The following is an 18,964-nucleotide window of genomic DNA, read 5'->3' as shown; positions in this document are numbered from 1 at the left end:
GATGCCGGGATAGCCGCGCTGGGCCATGGATGGCCCTTCGCGGCGGGCCCACGGACCAATGCCGGAGTGAGGGAACACCGAGCCTTGGCGAGGTGCCCAGTGGTGGGGCGAGGCGCTTTTGGTTACTTTTGGCGCCTTTTCAAAAGTAACCCGCCGTAAGGGCGGAGCCGCCAGTAGCCGTTACCGCAGAAACGGATATACACACTAACCACACCCTCCCCAAAAAAACGGCGCTTCCCCGTCTGAAGAAGCACCGTTTTCTAGCCAAGCGCAGCATCGAGAGCCGCAACAACCCTCAGTCAATATACTCAAACAACTTCACGATCTTCTGCACCCCAGACACCCCTTGCACCAGATTGGTCGCCTGAGCAGCCTCTTTCTTGGTTAGCAGACCCAGCAGGTAAACGATACCATTCTCGGTCACAACCTTGATACGCGAGCCGGGAATGCTGGCATCGGTCAGCATCTGGGTCTTGATCTTGGTGGTCAGCCAGGCATCGTTCTGACGCGCCAGCAGCGAGGACGGTTGCAGGACCTGCAATTCGTTATGCACGGTCTTGACCCGTTGTACGGCACTGGCCTCTTGCTCGGCCTTGGCCTTGAGGTCTTCCCGTGGGGTCTGGCCCGCCAGCAGCACGACACCGTTGAAGCTGGTGACGACGATGTGCGAGTTGTTGTCCAGGTCCGGGTCGGCCTTGGCGATGTTCACGCCGACTTTGGTTTCGATCAGGGAGTCGTCGATCTTGCTGCCGAAGGTGCGGGTGCCGCGGTCGTCTTCGATCGGCTTTTCCCGGCTGGCATTAACCACCGATGTGCAGCCGCTGATGCCGAGGCACAGGGTCAGGGCCAGAAGGCCCAGGCGATTAGGGGTCATTCTTCACTCCCGAATATTTGGCTGTCGATCAAGTCGCAAAGACAATGGATCGCCAGCAGGTGGACTTCCTGGATGCGTGCGGTGACTTTGGCCGGTACGCGGATCTCGACATCTTCAGGCAACAGCAGTGAAGCCATGCCGCCGCCGTCGCGCCCGGTCAATGCTACGACAATCATTTCGCGATCATGTGCGGCCTGGATCGCCTGAATAATATTGGCCGAGTTGCCGCTGGTGGAAATCGCCAGCAGCACATCGCCGGGTTGGCCCAGGGCGCGGATCTGTTTGGAGAAGATTTCGTTGTAGCTGTAGTCGTTGGCGATCGAGGTGATCGTCGAGCTGTCGGTGGTCAGCGCGATGGCCGGCAGGCTCGGGCGTTCGCGCTCGAAACGGTTGAGCAGCTCGGACGAGAAATGCTGGGCGTCGCCGGCGGAACCACCATTGCCACACGAAAGCATTTTGCCTTCGTTGAGCAGGGCGTTGACCATCACTTGGCTGGCTTGCTCGATGTAGGGTGCAAGTACGTCCATCGCCTGTTGCTTGGTGTCGATACTGGCCTGAAAAAGCTGGCGAATTCGTGATTGCATGTCCATCTGTGTGACCTTAAATAGCGCGACTTATCGGCACAAACGTGTGCGGCGCGCAAAGCAAAGAGCAAGTTGAGTGAAGGTGTCCGGCTCGGTTCGTCATGGGCGTGGGCGTTCAGCTGTCGAAGGCATTCTGCAGCCAATTCAACTGATCGGCGTTGCTGTCGATGGCAACCACGTCGAAACGGCAGGGATGATCAGCCCAGCGAGATTCGTTTTGCAGGAAATACTGCGCGGCGAAAACCAGTTTCTGGCGCTTGCGCTCGTCGATGCTATCGAGCGCACCACCCCATTGGGTATTTTTTCTGTAGCGGACTTCGACGAATACTACTGTATCGCCGTCAAGCATGACCAGATCAAGCTCGCCGCGTTTACACAGCCAGTTCTGCGCCACCAGACGCAGGCCTTGCTGCTGGAGATGCGCGAGGGCCTGGCCCTCGGCATCCCGTCCGCTTTGCTGGCGTGATCGTTCGGGCATCAGCGCTGGGTGTCCGGCAGGCGCTGTACCTGGCCGTTGACGAACTCGGCCCAAGGCAATTGACGCTGAATCCGTTGGGACTGGGACACCGCCAGGCTGCCCGTCAGGCCTTCGATACGGCTGTCCGGCAGTGTCTTGAGTTGGCCCAGGCGCGGCGCCAGGCGATAGGCATCTGCCCCCATCGCATACAACCGGCCGAGGCTGCCGGCAGCTTGTGGCCACTGGGCAGTGACCTGCTTGCGCAATGGATCGTTGGCATCAAGCAGCCACGGGGTTTCGCAGAAGCGAATACCGTTCATGTCGTTGTACTGGTTCTGGTCGCCGCTGGCGCTGAACACCTGGGACGTCGCATAGACCGGCACGTCTCCAGCGTACTGGAAGTTCAGGGTCGGCTTGATCTGCTGGGCCTGCTGTGGGGTCGACGCCAGGAAGATGAACTCGATGTCCTGGCGACGGGAAGGCTGGGCCGCGACCGTGGTGCCCACGGTGTTCTGCAGGCTCTTGGCGCGACCTTCGCTCTGGCGCAGTTGGAACATGTCGGCGATCTGCTGGGCCAGTTGCACGGGTTGGTCGACGCGTTCGATGGCGAGAATGGAGCCGCCGGTGGCTTGCCAGTCCTGGCTGAAGGCTTTCAATACGCGATCACCCCATTCGCCCTTCGGTACCATGACCGCTGCGCGATGCAGACCGTCGGCGCGGGCACGACGAGCGACTTCGCGGGCTTCATCCTCGGGGGCCAGGCCGAACTGGAACAGCTGGGGTGGGCCTTGCTCGCCTTCGCTGTAGTTCAATGCCAGGGTGGTGATCGGCAACTGCGCACGCGTGCTGATCTGCTTGACCAATGGTTTTTCCAGGGGGCCGACCACCAGTTGCACGCCGTCGGCCTGGGCCTTGCGATAGAACTCGTCCATGGAGGTCAGGGTCGAGCTGTCGTAGAACTGGATGCTCGGTGGGTTCTGTCCGGCCTGCTGGGCCTGGTAGTGCGATGCCATGAAGCCTTCACGCAGGGCTTTGGCGACTGCGGCCAACTGGCCATTCTGCGGCAGCAGCAGGGCGATCTTGCTCAGGGGCTGGCTTGCCAGTTCCTTGAGCTTGACCAGGGGTGTCGGCAACTGAAGGGCGGCCGGGTGCTTCGGGTTCTGTTCGCGCCAATGGTCGATGGCCGCTTGCTGCTGTTCCAGGGTGCCGGCGGTTTTCACGGCGCGGGCCAGGCTCAGCCAGCCGCCGAGGTCATCGGTGGTGGTCGGTTGCAATTGATCGGTGGGCAGCGAGGCAATCAGCGACCAGATCGCTTCATGGTTTTTAGCGGCGGCTTCGTTTTCGAACAGGGGCGCAATGAAGATGCGTTCCTTCGCAGCTGCCAGGGTCTGGCCATCGGCTTCGAGGGCGCGGGCATGGACGGTCCCGGTGCGGACCTGCTGTTCCACCGGCATTTCGCTCAGGTGTTGCAGGCTCGGGTGGCTCAGGGCGGTCAGCGCCGCCTTGGGCTGATTGCGCGTCATTGCCAGTTCCGCCGCCAGGGTGCTGGCGAAAATCTGCTGGCCTGGCTTGAGCTGTTCCATCGGCACTTGTTGCAGGATTTGTGCGGACTGGCCGGCATTGCCCTGGCGGTAGGCCAGGTCCGCTGCGCTCAGGCGCAGCAGGGCGGCTTTTTCCGGTGTTTTGCTTTGGGCGGCCTGTTCGAGCAGTTGCTCGATACTGGCATCCGGGGTCCGGGGAAGTTCGCCAAGGCTGGACGAGGGCGAGCTGGCGCAGGCCGCCAGAAGGGCGGCGAGGCAAAGGGCGGAGAGCAGCCGCAGGCAAGCGATCATGTAAATGTCCTGATACGAGATCAAATTAGCGTCGAATTGTACCCAAGCGCTGGCCGGGGCGCGATGTCAGTGGCGTGAATCGATCAATTTAGATGGTTCAAATGTTGTGGTGCAGCACAAAGCGTCGTTCACTCGGGAGGTGACACTAAATCCCCTCACCACAGGGATGATGTGAACGGCTGAGACCGGCACACGCTACAATGGCGGTTTTACCGATTGTGAGGTGCGCGTTTTGACTGCTCCAGGTGCTTTGAATTCCGCTGCAGGCTCGCTTTATGTGGTGGCGACGCCCATAGGCAACCTGGACGATATCAGTGCCCGGGCGCTGAAGATCCTGCGGGAGGTCGCCCTGATCGCGGCTGAAGACACCCGCCATTCCCAGCGGCTGCTGCAGCATTTCGGTATTTCCACGCCGCTTGCCGCTTGCCACGAACATAATGAACGGGACGAGGGGAGTCGTTTCATCACGCGCCTGCTGGCGGGTGATAACGTCGCGCTGATCTCCGACGCGGGCACGCCACTGATTTCCGACCCCGGCTACCATCTGGTGCGCCAGGCCCGCGCGGCGGGCATCAATGTGGTGCCGGTGCCGGGCGCCTGTGCCTTGATCGCGGCGTTGTCGGCGGCCGGCCTGCCATCGGACCGCTTCATCTTCGAAGGCTTTCTGCCGGCCAAGGCCGTGGGGCGTCGAGCGCGCCTGGAGTCCATAAAGGAAGAGCCGCGCACGCTGATTTTCTACGAGGCGCCGCACCGCATCCTCGAGTGCCTGCAAGACATGGAGCTGGTGTTCGGTCCCGAGCGTCCGGCACTCCTGGCGCGTGAGCTGACCAAGACCTTCGAAACCCTCAAGGGATTGCCGCTGGCGCAGTTGCGGGCCTTTGTCGAAAGCGACAGCAACCAGCAACGTGGCGAATGTGTCGTCCTGGTGGCAGGGTGGACCGCGCCGGAGAGTGAAGAGGCTGTCAGTAGCGAGGCGATGCGGATCCTGGACCTGCTGCTGGAGGAAATGCCGCTCAAGCGTGCGGCCGCCCTGGCTGCGCAAATCACCGGCGAGCGCAAGAACGTGCTGTATCAGGTCGCGCTGGACCGGCAGAAGACCCGGTAAAACCGGACAGGCAACATGGCCAAAGGCTTTTAGCGCTTGTTCTTCAAGCGCTCTGCCGTTAACCTTCGCGGCGGAGAGTCGATCGGACAGTCGCTGCCCTCTATGAGAATTAGAGGGGGGAGGAAAGTCCGGGCTCCATAGGGCGAAGTGCCAGGTAATGCCTGGGAGGCGTGAGCCTACGGAAAGTGCCACAGAAAATAACCGCCTAAGCGTTTCGGCGCCGGTAAGGGTGAAAAGGTGCGGTAAGAGCGCACCGCACGGCTGGCAACAGTTCGTGGCTAGGTAAACCCCACTTGGAGCAAGACCAAATAGGGTCCCAAGGCGTGGCCCGCGCTGGGACCGGGTAGGTTGCTAAAGATGTCCAGTGATGGCCATCGTAGACGAATGACTGTTCAAGACAGAACCCGGCTTACAGATCGACTCTCCACCTTTTCCCCTCCTGCCGAAATCACTGGCAGACGCATTTCCTAAGACCAAAAAAATCTTACTCTTAACAAATCACTTTAACTTGTGAGCGCAGCTTCCTGTGGTTGCTCGGGTTGAGGTGAAAAATCCTACGTCAGATTCTTGTTGGTCCTCCTGAAACGCTCCTAAATCTCCGATCTATAAGGCTTTTCCTTCAATCCGCGCCTTGACGGTGCGGTAGGCGCATTCCTATAGTGTGCGCGAGTGGAGGAAAGTGGCATGAAGTGGGTTTTTTGGACGTAAAACGCTAGATTTTGGAGAAACGCTGACGTGTTTCGCGGAGCCAACGCTATCAGTCTCGATGCAAAGGGCCGTCTCGCCATGCCGAGCCGGTACCGTGACGAGCTCGTTTCGCGTAGTTCCGGTCAGTTGATCGTCACGATCGATGCCGTTGACCCCTGTCTATGTGTCTACCCGTTGGATGAATGGGAAATCATCGAAACCAAACTGCGCGCACTGCCTTCGCTGCGTGAAGAAAACCGCAGGCTGCAACGCTTGCTGATCGGCAATGCCGTCGACCTGGAGCTCGATGGCAGCGGTCGTTTCCTGGTTCCGCCGCGCCTTCGCGAGTACGCCAAGCTGGACAAGCGCGCGATGCTGGTGGGCCAACTGAACAAGTTCCAACTGTGGGACGAAGATGCCTGGAATGCGGTTTCCGCCGCCGACCTCGCTGCTATTCAACAACCGGGCGCCATGCCCGATGAACTGCGTGATTTGATCCTGTGACTATAAATAGCGGCTTTAACCACATCACCGTACTGCTTGACGAGGCCGTCGAGGCCCTCGCCGTACGTCCTGATGGCTGCTATCTGGACGGCACGTTCGGGCGCGGTGGGCACAGCCGGCTGATTCTCAGCCAGCTCGGTCCGGATGGCCGGCTGCTGGGATTCGACAAGGACCCTCAAGCGATTGCCACCGGGCAAGCGCTGGCGGCCGAAGACGGCCGCTTTGTCATTGTGCAGCGCAGCTTTGCGGAACTGGGGTCGGAGGTCGCCGAACGGGGTCTGGCCGGCAAGGTCAGCGGGATCCTGCTCGACCTGGGCGTCTCTTCGCCGCAGTTGGACGATCCTGAGCGCGGCTTCAGTTTCCTCAATGATGGCCCGCTGGACATGCGCATGGATCCGTCTCGCGGAATCAGCGCCGCCGAATTCGTCAACACCGCTGCGGTGGAAGAAATCGCCCGTGTCTTCAAGGAGTACGGCGAAGAGCGTTTCTCCGGGCGCATGGCGCGCGCCGTTGTGGAGCGCCGTGACATCAAGCCATTCGAGCGCACCGGCGACCTGGCCGAAGTGCTGAAAGTCGCCAACCCGGCGTGGGAGAAAGGCAAGAACCCGGCGACCCGTGCCTTCCAGGGTTTGCGCATCCACGTCAATAACGAACTGGGCGACCTCGAGGCCGGCCTTGACGCCGCCCTGGAAGCGCTGGAGATCGGCGGTCGCCTGGTGGTGATCAGCTTCCATTCCCTGGAAGACCGCATCGTCAAGCTGTTCATGCGCAAACTCACCAAGGGCGAGGCCGACAACCTGCCGCGCAACCTGCCGGTGCGTTTCGAGGCCTTCGTGCCGAAAATCAAGATCCATGGCAAGGCGCAGTTCGCCTCCGAGGCGGAGCTCAAGGCCAATCCCCGCGCTCGTAGCGCCGTCATGCGTGTTGCGGAGAAGTTGCGGTGAGCAAGCTCTTCGCCAAGCCCCTGCCGGGCGGCAGCTTTTTCATGCTGCTGCTGTTTATCGGCGTGCTCGTGTCGGCCATCGGCGTGTCCTATAGCGCGCACTGGAACCGGCAGCTGCTCAATACGCTTTATAACGAACTGAGCGTGCGCGACAAGGCACAGGCCGAGTGGGGCCGGTTGATCCTGGAGCAGAGCACCTGGACGGCCCATAGTCGCATCGAAGTATTGGCCACCGAACAGCTGAAAATGCGCATCCCGAATGCTGCCGAAGTGCAGATGGTGGCGCCATGATGAAGCTCGAGGGGGCGCTGTTCCCGTGGCGGTTCCGTCTGGTCCTGGGGTTGCTCGGGATCATGGTGGCGGCCATCTCCTGGCGCATCATCGACCTGCAAGTGGTCGACCGTGACTTCCTCAAGGGGCAGGGCGACGCTCGCAGCGTGCGTCATATCCCGATCCCGGCTCACCGTGGCCTGATCACCGACCGCAATGGCGAACCCTTGGCCGTGAGTACTCCGGTGACCACCTTGTGGGCGAACGCCAAGGAAATGCAGTTGGCCAAGGAAAAATGGCCGGCCTTGGCCGCCGCGCTCGGGCAGGACCCCAAGGCCCTGGCCGAACGCCTGGAAGCCCAGGCCAACAAGGAATTCATCTATCTGGTGCGCGGCTTGACGCCCGAGCAGGGCCAGAGCGTGCTCGACCTGAAAGTGCCGGGCGTCTATGGCATCGAAGAGTTCCGGCGCTTTTATCCGGCCGGTGAAGTGACGGCCCACATGGTCGGCTTTACCGATATCGATGACCGGGGGCGCGAAGGTGTGGAACTGGCTTATGACGAATGGCTCGCCGGGGTCGCCGGCAAGCGCCAGGTCATCAAGGATCGGCGCGGCAGGCTGATCAAGGATGTCCAGGTCACCAAAAACGCCAAGGCCGGCAAGCCCTTGGCGTTGTCCATTGATCTGCGCCTGCAATACCTGGCCAACCGCGAACTGCGCAATGCCATCGTCGAGAACGGTGCCAAGGCCGGCAGCCTGGTGATCATGGACGTGAAGACCGGCGAGATCCTGGCCATGGTCAACCAGCCCACCTACAACCCGAACAACCGCCGCAACCTGCAACCGGCGATGATGCGCAACCGCGCGATGATCGACGTGTTCGAGCCGGGTTCGACCATGAAGGCCGTTTCCATGGCCGCCGCGCTGGAAACCGGGCGCTGGAAGCCGAGCGACACCGTCGAGGTGTATCCGGGGACCCTGCAGATCGGCAAGTACACCATTCGCGACGTGTCCAAGACCGAAGGCCCGGTGCTCGACCTGACCGGCATCCTGATCAACTCCAGTAACGTCGGCATGAGCAAGATCGCCTTCGACATCGGCGGTGAGACCATCTATCGCCTGGCGCAGAAGATCGGTCTCGGCCAGGACACCGGCCTGGGCTTCCCTGGCGAGCGTGTCGGCAACCTGCCGAACTATCGCGAATGGCGCAAGGCCGAGACGGCAACCCTGTCCTACGGCTACGGGGTTTCCGTGACGGCGATCCAGTTGGTCCACGCGTTCTCGGCGTTGGCCAACAACGGCCGCATCGCGCCGCTGACCCTGATCAAGACCGACAAGCCGCCGCAGACCACCCAGGTGATCCCCGAGAAGGTCGCCAAGACCATGCAGGGCATGTTGCAGCAGGTCATCGAGGCGCCGCGTGGCGTCTTCCGCGCCCAGGTGCCGGCCTACCACGTCGCAGGCAAGTCGGGTACGGCTCGCAAGACCTCCGTGGGGACCAAGGGCTATGCCGAGAACTCCTACCGTTCGCTGTTCGCCGGCTTCGGGCCGATGAGTGACCCGCGCTACGCCATCGTGGTGGTCATCGACGAGCCGAGCAAGGCGGGCTACTTCGGTGGCCTGGTGTCGGCGCCGGTATTCAGCAAGGTCATGTCCGGCACCCTGCGCCTGATGAACGTCACCCCGGATAACCTGCCGCCCACCCAGCAGGCGAGCACTGCACCGGTCGTCCCTTTGAAAGCTGATGGAGGGCGTGGCTGATGTCCCTGAGCCTGAACAAGATTTTTGCCCACGCCGGTCACGATCTGCTGATTCGCGAACTGGCCCTGGACAGCCGCAATGTCCGCGCCGGGGACCTGTTCCTGGCGGTGCCGGGCGGACGGTACGACGGCCGCGCCCACATCGCCGATGCCTTGCAGCGCGGCGCGGCTGCCGTGGCGTATGAGGTGGAAGGTGCGACTGTGTTGCCAATCACCGACGTGCCGCTGATTCCGGTCAAGGGCCTCGCGGCGCAGTTATCGGACATCGCCGGGCGCTTTTATGGCGAGCCTAGCCGTCACCTGAACCTGATTGGCGTGACCGGCACCAACGGCAAGACCAGCGTCACCCAATTGGTGGCCCAGGCGCTGGATCTGTTGGGGCAGCACTGCGGCATTGTCGGGACGCTGGGCAACGGTTTCCACGGTGCGCTGGTGAGCGGCCTGCACACCACGCCAAACCCGATTGCCGTGCAGGCGACCCTGGCCGACCTGAAAAAGGCCGGTGCCAAGGCTGTCGCGATGGAAGTCTCCTCCCATGGCCTGGACCAGGGGCGCGTCACCGCCCTGGCGTTCGACATCGCCGTATTGACTAATCTGTCCCGGGATCACCTGGACTATCACGGCAGCATGCAGGCCTATGGCGAAGCCAAGGCCAAGCTGTTTGCCTGGAACAACCTGAAGTGCCGGGTCATCAACCTCGACGATGAGTTCGGCCGGCAATTGGCGGCCAATCAGGGCGAGTCCCGGTTGATCACTTACAGCCTCGAAGATGCCGGCGCCCACCTTTATGTACGCCAGGCGCAATTCGACGACGAGGGTGTGCGAGCCACGCTGGTCACGCCACAGGGCGAGCACCATCTGCGCAGCACTTTGCTGGGGCGTTTCAACCTGAGCAACGTATTGGCCGCCATCGGCGCCTTGCTGGGGTTGGACTACGCGCTGGATGAAATCCTCAAGGTCCTGCCGAAGCTCGAAGGCCCGGCCGGTCGCATGCAGCGCCTGGGTGGTGGTACTCAACCGCTGGTGGTGGTCGATTACGCCCACACCCCCGACGCCCTGGAAAAAGTCCTGATGGCCTTGCGGCCTCACGCCAAAGGCAAATTGCTCTGCCTGTTCGGCTGCGGTGGCGACCGCGATCGCGGCAAGCGCCCGCTGATGGCCGAAGTGGTGGAGCGGTTGGCCGATGGTGTACTCGTCACCGACGACAACCCCCGCAGCGAAGACCCGATGCAGATTTTCGATGACATCCGTGCCGGGTTCTCGGCGGCGGACAAGGTGACCTTCGTCGCCGGTCGCGGCCAGGCGATTGCCCAGTTGATCGCCAGCGCTTCGGCGGACGATGTGGTCGTCCTGGCTGGCAAGGGGCACGAGGATTACCAGGAAATCAACGGCGTGCGCCATGGCTTCTCCGATCTGGTCGAGGCCGATCACGCCTTGACCGCCTGGGAGGTGGCCCATGCTTAAAGCCTTGAAACTCAGCGAACTGACCGGCGCCCTGAATGCGCGTCTCATCGCGGCGGATGCCTGTTTCGACGGCGTCAGCATCGACAGCCGGGCCATTGCCCCGGGACAACTGTTCGTCGCCTTGGCCGGACCGCGTTTTGACGGCCACGATTATCTGAATGATGTGGCGGCCAAAGGTGCGGTCGCGGCATTGGTCGAGCGCGAAGTCACCAACAGTGCGCTGCCACAGCTGCTGGTGGGCGACACCCGCCAGGCCCTGGGCCAGCTCGGCGCACTGAACCGTGCAGCATTCGGCAATCCGGTCGCGGCCATCACCGGTTCCAGCGGCAAGACCACGGTCAAGGAAATGCTCGCCAGCATCCTGCGTACTCGTGGTCTGGTGCTGGCGACCCGGGGCAACCTGAACAATGACCTCGGCGTACCGTTGACCCTGCTCGAACTGGCGCCGGAGCACAGCGCCGCCGTCATCGAACTGGGTGCCTCGCGGCTCGGCGAGATCGCCTACACCGTGGGCATGACCAAGCCTCACGTCGCCGTGCTCAACAACGCAGGGACCGCCCATGTTGGCGAGTTCGGTGGCCCGGAAAAAATCGTCGAGGCCAAGGGCGAGATCATCGAGGGGCTTGAGGCCGATGGCGTCGCCGTGCTGAATCTCGACGACAAGGCGTTCGAAATCTGGAAGGCGCGGGCGGGTGAGCGCAAGGTGCTGACGTTTGCCTTGAGCAACCTCGCCGCGAACTTCTACGCCAGCGACCTGGACCGCGATGCCCGCGGTTGCCCGGCCTTCAACCTGCACAGTCCCGACGGTGCAGAGCGGGTCCAGTTGAACCTGCTCGGCACCCATAACGTCGCCAACGCCCTGGCTGCCGCCGCCGCCGCCCATGCGCTGGGCGTGTCCCTTCCAGGCATCGTCGCAGGCTTGAACGCCGTGCAACCGGTCAAGGGGCGCACGGTGGCGCAACTGGCCAGCAACGGCATGCGGGTGATCGACGACACCTACAATGCCAACCCGACGTCCATGTGTGCGGCGGTGGATATCCTCGCCGGTTTTTCCGGCCGCACCGTGCTGGTGCTGGGAGATATCGGCGAATTGGGAGAGTGGGCGCGACAGGGGCACCACGATGTCGGAGCCTATGCCCGTGGCAAGGTCGACGCGTTGTATGCCGTCGGTCCGATGATGGCCCACGCCGTCGCCGCGTTTGGCGAGCACGCACAGCATTTCACCACTCAGGCCGACCTGATCCAGGCCCTGGGTGCCGAGCAAGACCCGAACACCACCTTATTGATCAAGGGCTCTCGTAGCGCAGCGATGGAAAACATCGTCGCGGCGCTGTGCGGCACCCGTACGGAGAAACATTAATGCTGCTGCTGCTAGCGGAGTACCTGCAACAGTTCTACAAAGGCTTCGCGGTCTTCCAATACCTGACCCTGCGCGGGATCCTGGGTGTGTTGACCGCGCTGTCGTTGTCGCTGTTCCTGGGCCCGTGGATGATCCGCACCCTGCAGAACCTGCAAATCGGCCAGTCGGTGCGTAACGACGGTCCGCAGTCGCACCTGTCCAAATCCGGCACCCCGACCATGGGTGGCGCGTTGATCCTGTCGTCCATCGGCGTCAGCACCTTGCTCTGGGCCGACCTGGCCAATCGCTATGTCTGGACCGTGCTGCTGGTGACCCTGTTGTTCGGCGCCATCGGCTGGGTGGACGACTACCGCAAGGTCATCGAGAAAAACTCCCGCGGGCTGCCGAGCCGCTGGAAATATTTCTGGCAGTCGGTGTTCGGCCTGGGCGCGGCGATCTTCCTTTATATGACCGCCGCCTCGCCGGTGGAAACCACCCTGATCCTGCCGATGCTCAAGGACTACAGCATTCCGCTGGGCGCGGGCTTCGTCGTGCTGACCTACCTGGTGATCGTCGGTTCGAGCAACGCTGTCAACCTCACGGATGGTCTCGATGGCCTGGCGATCATGCCAACGGTCATGGTCGGCGGCGCGCTGGGGATCTTCTGCTACCTGTCGGGCAACGTGAAGTTCGCCGAATACCTGCTGATCCCCTACGTGCCTGGGGCGGGTGAGTTGATCGTGTTCTGCGGCGCGTTGATCGGCGCCGGCCTGGGTTTCCTCTGGTTCAACACCTATCCGGCCCAGGTATTCATGGGCGACGTCGGCGCGCTGGCGCTGGGCGCGGCCCTGGGCACCATTGCCGTCATCGTTCGCCAGGAAATCGTCCTGTTCATCATGGGCGGCGTGTTCGTGATGGAGACCCTGTCAGTGGTCATTCAGGTTGCGTCCTTTAAATTGACCGGCCGCCGCGTATTCCGCATGGCGCCGATCCACCACCATTTTGAACTCAAGGGCTGGCCCGAGCCGCGCGTGATCGTCCGTTTCTGGATCATCACCGTGATTCTGGTGCTGATCGGCCTTGCCACCCTGAAGCTGAGGTAGAACGAGTGTCCCTGATCGCTTCTGACCACTTCCGCATCGTTGTCGGCCTCGGCAAGAGCGGCATGTCCCTGGTTCGCTTCCTGGCGAGCCGGGGCGTGTCGTTTGCCGTGGCCGATACGCGGGAGAATCCGCCTGAGCTGGCCACGCTGCGGCGTGACTATCCGCAGGTGGACGTGCGTTGTGGCGAGCTGGACGTCGAATTCCTGTGCCGCGCCGACGAGCTCTACGTGAGCCCCGGCCTGGCCCTGGCGACGCCGGCCCTGCAGGCCGCTGCTGCCCGTGGCGTGAAATTGTCCGGTGATATCGAGCTGTTCGCGCGTAACGCCAAGGCGCCGATCATCGCCATCAGCGGCTCCAATGCGAAAAGCACCGTCACCACCCTGGTGGGCGAAATGGCCGCGGCGGCCGGCAAGCGGGTCGCCGTGGGCGGCAACCTCGGAACCCCGGCGCTGGACCTGCTCAGCGACGACGTCGAGTTGTACGTGATGGAGCTGTCGAGCTTCCAGCTCGAGACCACCGATCATCTCGGCGCCGAAGTGGCGACTGTGCTCAACATCAGCGAAGACCACATGGACCGCTACAGCGGCCTGCCGGCCTATCACTTGGCCAAGCACCGGATTTTCCGGGGTGCCCGGCAAGTGGTATTCAACCGCCAGGACGCCCTGACCCGTCCGCTGCTGGGCGAGGGCATGCCATGCTGGTCCTTCGGCCTCGGCGTACCGGACTTCAAGGGCTTCGGGTTGCGGGAAGAGAACGGCGAGAAATACCTGGCCTTCGAATTCCAGAACCTGATGCCGGTGCGCGAGCTGAAGATCCGGGGTGCCCACAACCAGGCCAACGCGTTGGCGGCCCTGGCCCTTGGGCATGCGGTCGGCCTGCCGTTCGACGCCATGCTGTCGGCGCTGCGTACCTTCGCCGGTCTCGAACACCGCTGCCAGTGGGTTCGCGACCTGGATGGCGTGGCCTGGTACAACGATTCCAAGGCCACCAATGTGGGGGCCGCGCTGGCCGCCATCGAGGGCCTGGGAGCAGACATCGAGGGCAAGCTCGTGCTGATCGCCGGTGGCGACGGCAAGGGGGCCGACTTCAAGGACCTGCGCGATCCGGTAGCGGCCAACTGCCGCGCCGTGGTGCTGATGGGACGTGACCGCGAGCTGATCGCCGAGGCCATCGGCGACGGCGTTCCGCTGGTTCGTGTCGCTTCGCTGGACGAGGCTGTGCAGCAATGCCGTGCCCTCGCTCAGCCGGGCGATGCCGTCCTGCTGTCGCCAGCCTGTGCCAGTTTTGACATGTTCAAGAACTACGAAGAGCGTGGGCAGTTGTTCGCCCGGGCCGCGGAGGACTTGGCATGAGCCTGAGAAACGTCATCAAGCCGTATCCGTCGCCGCTGATCACCGGGCGTGGCATCGACCTGGATTTCCCGATGCTCGCCGGCTGCCTGGCATTGCTCGGCCTGGGTCTGGTGATGATCACTTCCGCGTCGTCGGAAGTGGCTGCCGTGCAATCCGGCAACACCCTGTACCACATGATCCGCCACCTGGTTTACCTGGTGATCGGCCTGGGCGCCTGCGTCGTCACCATGATGGTGCCGATCGCCACCTGGCAGCGCCTGGGCTGGATGATGCTGCTCGGCGCCTTTGGCCTGCTGGTGATGGTGCTGGTGCCGGGTATTGGCCGCGAGGTCAACGGCTCGATGCGCTGGATCGGTTTCAGTTTCTTCAACGTACAGCCTTCGGAAATCGCCAAGGTCTTTGTGGTGCTTTTCCTCGCTGGTTATCTGGTGCGTCGCCAGAAAGAAGTGCGCGAGAGCTGGATGGGCTTCTTCAAGCCATTCATCGTATTGCTGCCCATGGCGGGCCTGCTGCTGATGGAGCCCGACTTCGGCGCCACGGTGGTGATGATGGGCGCGGCGGCGGCCATGCTGTTCCTGGGCGGGGTCGGGCTGTTCCGCTTCATTCTGATGGTGGCGCTGGCGGTGGCTGCCGTGACAGTGCTGGTACAGGCGCAACCCTATCGGATGGCGCGCCTGATCACCTTTACCGACCCGTGGGCCGACCAGTTCGGTTCCGGTTATCAATTGACCCAGGCGCTGATCGCTTTCGGGCGCGGCGAATGGCTGGGCGTAGGCCTGGGCAACAGCGTGCAGAAACAGTTCTACCTGCCGGAAGCCCACACCGACTTCGTGTTCTCGGTGCTGGCCGAAGAACTGGGCGTGGTGGGGTCGTTGTGCACCGTGGCCCTGTTCGTGTTTGTCTGCGTGCGTGGCATGTACATCGGTTTGTGGGCCGAGAAGGCCAAGCAGTTCTTCGCCGCTTATGTGGCCTACGGTCTGTCGTTCCTGTGGATTGGTCAGTTCCTGATCAACATCGGTGTGAACGTCGGCCTGCTGCCGACCAAGGGCCTGACGCTGCCGTTCCTCAGTTATGGCGGCAGCTCCCTGGTGATCTGCTGTGCCTGCCTCGGTTTGCTGTTGCGCATCGAATGGGAGAGCCGGACGCACCTGGGCAGCGAAGAGATGGAATTCCAGGAGAGCGACTTCGCCGAGGAGCCGACTCATGGGCGCTAACGTGCTGATCATGGCCGGCGGCACCGGCGGGCATGTCTTCCCGGCGTTGGCCTGTGCCCGGGAGTTCCAGGCGCGCGGCTACACCGTGCATTGGCTGGGCACGCCACGAGGCATCGAGAATGAACTGGTTCCCGGTGCGGGTCTGGAATTGCACCGGATCAATGCCAGCGGCCTGCGGGGTAAGGGCAAGCTGTCCTTGCTCAAGGCCCCGCTGATGTTGCTCAAGTCGGTCTGGCAGGCGCGGGCGATCATTCGTCGGCTGCGGCCGGTCTGCGTGGTCGGGTTCGGTGGTTATGTGACTGGTCCGGGCGGTGTCGCGGCGAAACTGGCCGGCGTGCCGGTGATCGTTCACGAACAGAACGCCGTCGCCGGTACCGCCAATCGGTTACTGGTGCCGTTGGCCGCCCGGGTCTGTGAAGCCTTTCCCGACACCTTTACCCTGTCGGGCAGCCGCCGCACCACCGGTAATCCGGTGCGTACCGAGCTGTTTCTCGATACCCCGCGCCCGACCCTGGTCGGACGCAAAGCGCGTTTGCTGGTCCTGGGTGGGAGCCTGGGGGCAGAGCCGTTGAACAAATTGCTGCCCGAAGCCTTGTCGCAGGTCGCTTCCGAACTGCGGCCGGAAGTCTTTCACCAGGCCGGCAAGCACCACGATGAAGTGACCGCCGAGCGCTACCGCGCCGCAGGCGTCGAGGCGCAAGTGCAGCCGTTCATCAAAGACATGGCCCAAGCCTATGGCTGGGCCGACCTGGTGATCTGTCGCGCAGGCGCGCTGACCATCAGTGAACTGGCTGCCGCCGGTCTGCCCTCGATGCTGGTGCCTTTGCCCCACGCCATCGACGATCACCAGACCCGCAATGCCGATTATTTGGCCCGAGAAGGCGCTGCCTTCCTGCTGCCGCAAAGAACGACCGGCGCCGCGGATCTTGCCGCCCGCCTGACAGAGGTCTTGATGCAACCGCAACGACTTGAAGACATGGCCCGCGCCGCGCGCCGCCTGGCCAAACCCGATGCAACGGCCCAAGTGGTCGATACCTGCCTGGAGGTGGCCCATGGTTGAGAATCGCAAAGCCATGCCACAGCCGGAGATGCGCCGCATCCGCCGCATCCACTTCGTCGGTATCGGCGGCGTGGGCATGTGCGGGATCGCCGAAGTGCTGCTGAACCTGGGCTATCAGGTCTCCGGTTCCGACCTGAAGGCTTCGCCGGTCACCGAGCGCCTGGAATCCTTCGGTGCCCAGATCTTTATCGGCCACCGTGCCGAGAACGCCGCCAATGCCGATGTGCTGGTGGTTTCCAGCGCCGTGAACACCTCCAACCCGGAAGTCGCCACCGCCCTGGAACGCCGCATTCCAGTGGTGCCCCGTGCCGAGATGCTGGCCGAGCTGATGCGCTATCGCCACGGTATCGCCGTGGCCGGTACCCACGGCAAGACCACCACCACCAGCCTGATCGCCTCGGTGTTCGCCGCCGGCGGCCTGGACCCGACCTTCGTGATCGGCGGTCGTCTGAATGCCGCGGGCACCAATGCCCAACTGGGCACCAGCCGCTACCTGATCGCCGAAGCCGACGAGAGTGACGCGAGCTTCCTGCACCTGCAACCGCTGGTGGCCGTGGTCACCAACATCGACGCCGACCACATGGCGACCTACGGCGGCGACTTCAACAAGTTGAAGAAGACCTTCGTCGAGTTCCTTCACAACCTGCCGTTCTACGGTTTGGCGGTGGTGTGCATGGATGACCCGGTGGTGCGTGAAATCCTGCCGCTGATCAAGCGTCCGACCGTGACCTACGGTTTCGGCGAAGAAGCCGACGTGCGCGCTATCAACGTGCGCCAACAAGGCATGCAGACGTTCTTCACGGTGCTGCGTCCCGACCGCGAACCGCTGGACGTGTCGGTGAACATGCCGGGCAACCACAACGTGCTCAATGCCTTGGCCACCATTTGCATTGCCACCGACGAAGGTGTCAGCGATGAAGCCATCGTCCAAGGGCTGTCCGGCTTCCAGGGCGTGGGTCGACGCTTCCAGGTCTATGGCGAGCTGCCGGTGGACGGCGGCAACGTGATGCTGGTGGACGACTACGGCCACCACCCGACCGAGGTCGCGGCGGTGATCAAGGCCGTGCGCGGTGGTTGGCCGGAGCGCCGCCTGGTGATGGTCTACCAGCCGCACCGCTACAGCCGCACCCGCGACCTGTACGACGATTTCGTTCAGGTACTGACCGACGCCAACGTGCTGCTGTTGATGGAAGTCTATCCGGCCGGCGAAGAGCCTATCCCGGGCGCCGACAGCCGTCAGCTGTGCCACAGCATCCGCCAGCGCGGTCAACTGGACCCGATCTATATCGAGCGCGGCGTGGACCTCGCGCCGTTGGTCAAGCCGCTGCTGCGCGCCGGCGACATCCTGTTGTGCCAAGGGGCCGGTGACATCGGTGGCCTGGCGCCGAAACTGTTGAAAAGTCCGTTATTCGCCGGTGCCACCGTGGCCTCCAGCGAGGGGAAACTGAAATGACTGCTGCCTACGCCAACCTGGTCTCCACCCTTGACCCGAAAGCCTTCGGCCGCGTCGCCGTGCTGTTCGGTGGCAAGAGTGCCGAGCGCGAGGTGTCCCTCAAGTCCGGCAAGGCCGTGCTCGAAGCCCTGCAAAGCGCCGGCGTCGATGCATTCGGCATCGACGTGGGCGATGACTTCCTGCAGCGCCTGCTGAGCGAAAAGATCGACCGCGCATTCATCATTCTCCATGGTCGCGGCGGCGAAGACGGCAGCATGCAAGGCCTGCTCGAATGCCTGGGCATTCCCTACACCGGCAGCGGCATCCTGGCATCGGCCCTGGCGATGGACAAGCTGCGCACCAAGCAGGTCTGGCACAGCCTCGGCATCCCGACGCCGCGGCATGCCGTGCTGGCGTCCGAGGCCGACTGTATTTCGGCGGCCACGGAACTGGGCTTCCCTTTGATCGTCAAACCGGCCCATGAAGGTTCAAGTATCGGCATGGCGAAAGTGAATTCGCTGCCTGAGTTGACCGCGGCATGGAAAGACGCCAGTTCCTACGATTCGCAAGTGTTGGTCGAGCAATGGATCACCGGTCCCGAGTTCACCATCGCCACCCTGCGTGACCAGGTGTTGCCGCCGATTGCGCTGGGCACGCCCCATACGTTCTATGACTACGACGCCAAGTACGTGGCCAATGACACCCAGTACCGCATTCCCTGCGGCCTGGACAGCACCAAGGAAAAAGAACTGATGGACCTCACGGCCAAGGCCTGTGAGGCGTTGGGCATTGCCGGTTGGGGACGGGCGGACGTGATGCAGGACGCCGAGGGTCAGTTCTGGTTCCTGGAGGTCAACACCGCGCCCGGCATGACCGATCACAGTCTGGTACCGATGGCGGCCCGTGCCGCCGGTCTGGATTTCCAGCAACTGGTGCTGTCGATCCTGGCCGCCAGTGTCGGCAATCAAGAGCCACGAGGTTAAGC

The 18,964-nt window shown here is 62.9% G+C and carries 17 protein-coding genes and 1 other RNA gene; 14 read left to right on the top strand and 4 right to left on the bottom strand.

Going from position 1 to position 18,964, the window contains the following annotated elements:
• Positions 1–295 precede the first annotated feature (295 nt).
• The 4 genes from ACODTO_RS25570 to ACODTO_RS25555 all read right to left on the bottom strand — a co-directional run bounded on the left by ACODTO_RS25570 (position 296) and on the right by ACODTO_RS25555 (position 3,747).
• Positions 296–874 carry a BON domain-containing protein gene (locus tag ACODTO_RS25570; protein ID WP_024781263.1) on the bottom strand — a complete coding sequence of 193 codons (579 nt, stop codon included), beginning with the start codon at positions 872–874 and terminating at the stop codon, positions 296–298.
• On the bottom strand, positions 871–1,464 hold the full coding sequence (locus tag ACODTO_RS25565; protein ID WP_139644899.1) for a phosphoheptose isomerase: 594 nt from the start codon (positions 1,462–1,464) through the stop codon (positions 871–873). Before ACODTO_RS25565 ends, ACODTO_RS25570 begins: the two co-directional genes overlap by 4 nt.
• Before the next feature lie 109 nt (positions 1,465–1,573).
• Positions 1,574–1,936: a YraN family protein gene (locus ACODTO_RS25560; protein ID WP_139644901.1), complete on the bottom strand. Its 363-nt coding sequence runs from the start codon at positions 1,934–1,936 to the stop codon at positions 1,574–1,576.
• Positions 1,936–3,747, bottom strand: coding sequence for a penicillin-binding protein activator (locus ACODTO_RS25555; protein WP_489107256.1), 1,812 nt, complete (start codon positions 3,745–3,747; stop codon positions 1,936–1,938). Before ACODTO_RS25555 ends, ACODTO_RS25560 begins: the two co-directional genes overlap by 1 nt.
• A 232-nt stretch (positions 3,748–3,979) precedes the next feature.
• Between ACODTO_RS25555 and rsmI the strand changes: the two genes are divergently transcribed.
• From rsmI to ACODTO_RS25485, 14 genes are all read left to right on the top strand, one after another.
• Entirely contained in the window at positions 3,980–4,852 is an 873-nt protein-coding gene (gene rsmI, locus ACODTO_RS25550) for a 16S rRNA (cytidine(1402)-2'-O)-methyltransferase (RefSeq protein ID WP_041020577.1), read from the top strand.
• A 74-nt stretch (positions 4,853–4,926) separates the two neighbouring features.
• Positions 4,927–5,280: RNase P RNA component class A (rnpB, locus tag ACODTO_RS25545), an RNA gene on the top strand.
• 307 nt (positions 5,281–5,587) lie between these two features.
• A complete protein-coding gene (gene mraZ / locus ACODTO_RS25540) occupies positions 5,588–6,043 on the top strand; it encodes a division/cell wall cluster transcriptional repressor MraZ (protein WP_003205355.1) in 456 nt (151 codons plus the stop codon).
• On the top strand, positions 6,040–6,987 hold the full coding sequence (rsmH, locus tag ACODTO_RS25535) for a 16S rRNA (cytosine(1402)-N(4))-methyltransferase RsmH (RefSeq protein ID WP_373682458.1): 948 nt from the start codon (positions 6,040–6,042) through the stop codon (positions 6,985–6,987). Before mraZ ends, rsmH begins: the two co-directional genes overlap by 4 nt.
• A complete protein-coding gene (gene ftsL, locus ACODTO_RS25530; RefSeq protein ID WP_041020575.1) occupies positions 6,984–7,277 on the top strand; it encodes a cell division protein FtsL in 294 nt (97 codons plus the stop codon). The genes rsmH and ftsL overlap by 4 nt, the downstream gene beginning before the upstream one ends.
• The gene (locus ACODTO_RS25525; RefSeq protein WP_175364018.1) at positions 7,277–9,016 is read left to right on the top strand and encodes a peptidoglycan D,D-transpeptidase FtsI family protein; all 1,740 of its coding nucleotides are present in this window, start codon (positions 7,277–7,279) and stop codon (positions 9,014–9,016) included. The genes ftsL and ACODTO_RS25525 overlap by 1 nt, the downstream gene beginning before the upstream one ends.
• Positions 9,016–10,479: a UDP-N-acetylmuramoyl-L-alanyl-D-glutamate--2,6-diaminopimelate ligase gene (locus ACODTO_RS25520; protein WP_175364008.1), complete on the top strand. Its 1,464-nt coding sequence runs from the start codon at positions 9,016–9,018 to the stop codon at positions 10,477–10,479. Before ACODTO_RS25525 ends, ACODTO_RS25520 begins: the two co-directional genes overlap by 1 nt.
• Positions 10,472–11,839: a UDP-N-acetylmuramoyl-tripeptide--D-alanyl-D-alanine ligase gene (locus tag ACODTO_RS25515; protein ID WP_139644908.1), complete on the top strand. Its 1,368-nt coding sequence runs from the start codon at positions 10,472–10,474 to the stop codon at positions 11,837–11,839. Before ACODTO_RS25520 ends, ACODTO_RS25515 begins: the two co-directional genes overlap by 8 nt.
• Positions 11,839–12,921, top strand: coding sequence for a phospho-N-acetylmuramoyl-pentapeptide-transferase (gene mraY, locus ACODTO_RS25510; RefSeq protein ID WP_041020571.1), 1,083 nt, complete (start codon positions 11,839–11,841; stop codon positions 12,919–12,921). Before ACODTO_RS25515 ends, mraY begins: the two co-directional genes overlap by 1 nt.
• A 5-nt stretch (positions 12,922–12,926) precedes the next feature.
• Positions 12,927–14,273 carry a UDP-N-acetylmuramoyl-L-alanine--D-glutamate ligase gene (gene murD / locus ACODTO_RS25505; RefSeq protein WP_047701351.1) on the top strand — a complete coding sequence of 449 codons (1,347 nt, stop codon included), beginning with the start codon at positions 12,927–12,929 and terminating at the stop codon, positions 14,271–14,273.
• Positions 14,270–15,487 carry a putative lipid II flippase FtsW gene (gene ftsW, locus ACODTO_RS25500; RefSeq protein ID WP_041020569.1) on the top strand — a complete coding sequence of 406 codons (1,218 nt, stop codon included), beginning with the start codon at positions 14,270–14,272 and terminating at the stop codon, positions 15,485–15,487. Before murD ends, ftsW begins: the two co-directional genes overlap by 4 nt.
• Positions 15,477–16,547, top strand: coding sequence for an undecaprenyldiphospho-muramoylpentapeptide beta-N-acetylglucosaminyltransferase (gene murG / locus ACODTO_RS25495; RefSeq protein ID WP_139644910.1), 1,071 nt, complete (start codon positions 15,477–15,479; stop codon positions 16,545–16,547). The genes ftsW and murG overlap by 11 nt, the downstream gene beginning before the upstream one ends.
• Complete coding sequence (murC, locus tag ACODTO_RS25490; RefSeq protein WP_139644912.1) at positions 16,540–18,000, top strand: UDP-N-acetylmuramate--L-alanine ligase; 1,461 nt, start codon at positions 16,540–16,542, stop codon at positions 17,998–18,000. The genes murG and murC overlap by 8 nt, the downstream gene beginning before the upstream one ends.
• Complete coding sequence (locus ACODTO_RS25485; RefSeq protein WP_175364011.1) at positions 17,997–18,962, top strand: D-alanine--D-alanine ligase; 966 nt, start codon at positions 17,997–17,999, stop codon at positions 18,960–18,962. Before murC ends, ACODTO_RS25485 begins: the two co-directional genes overlap by 4 nt.
• The last annotated feature ends 2 nt before the right edge of the window (positions 18,963–18,964 follow it).

It is taken from the genome of Pseudomonas sp. FG13 (genome assembly GCF_057809755.1).
This window is presented reverse-complemented; position numbering and strand designations above follow the sequence as displayed.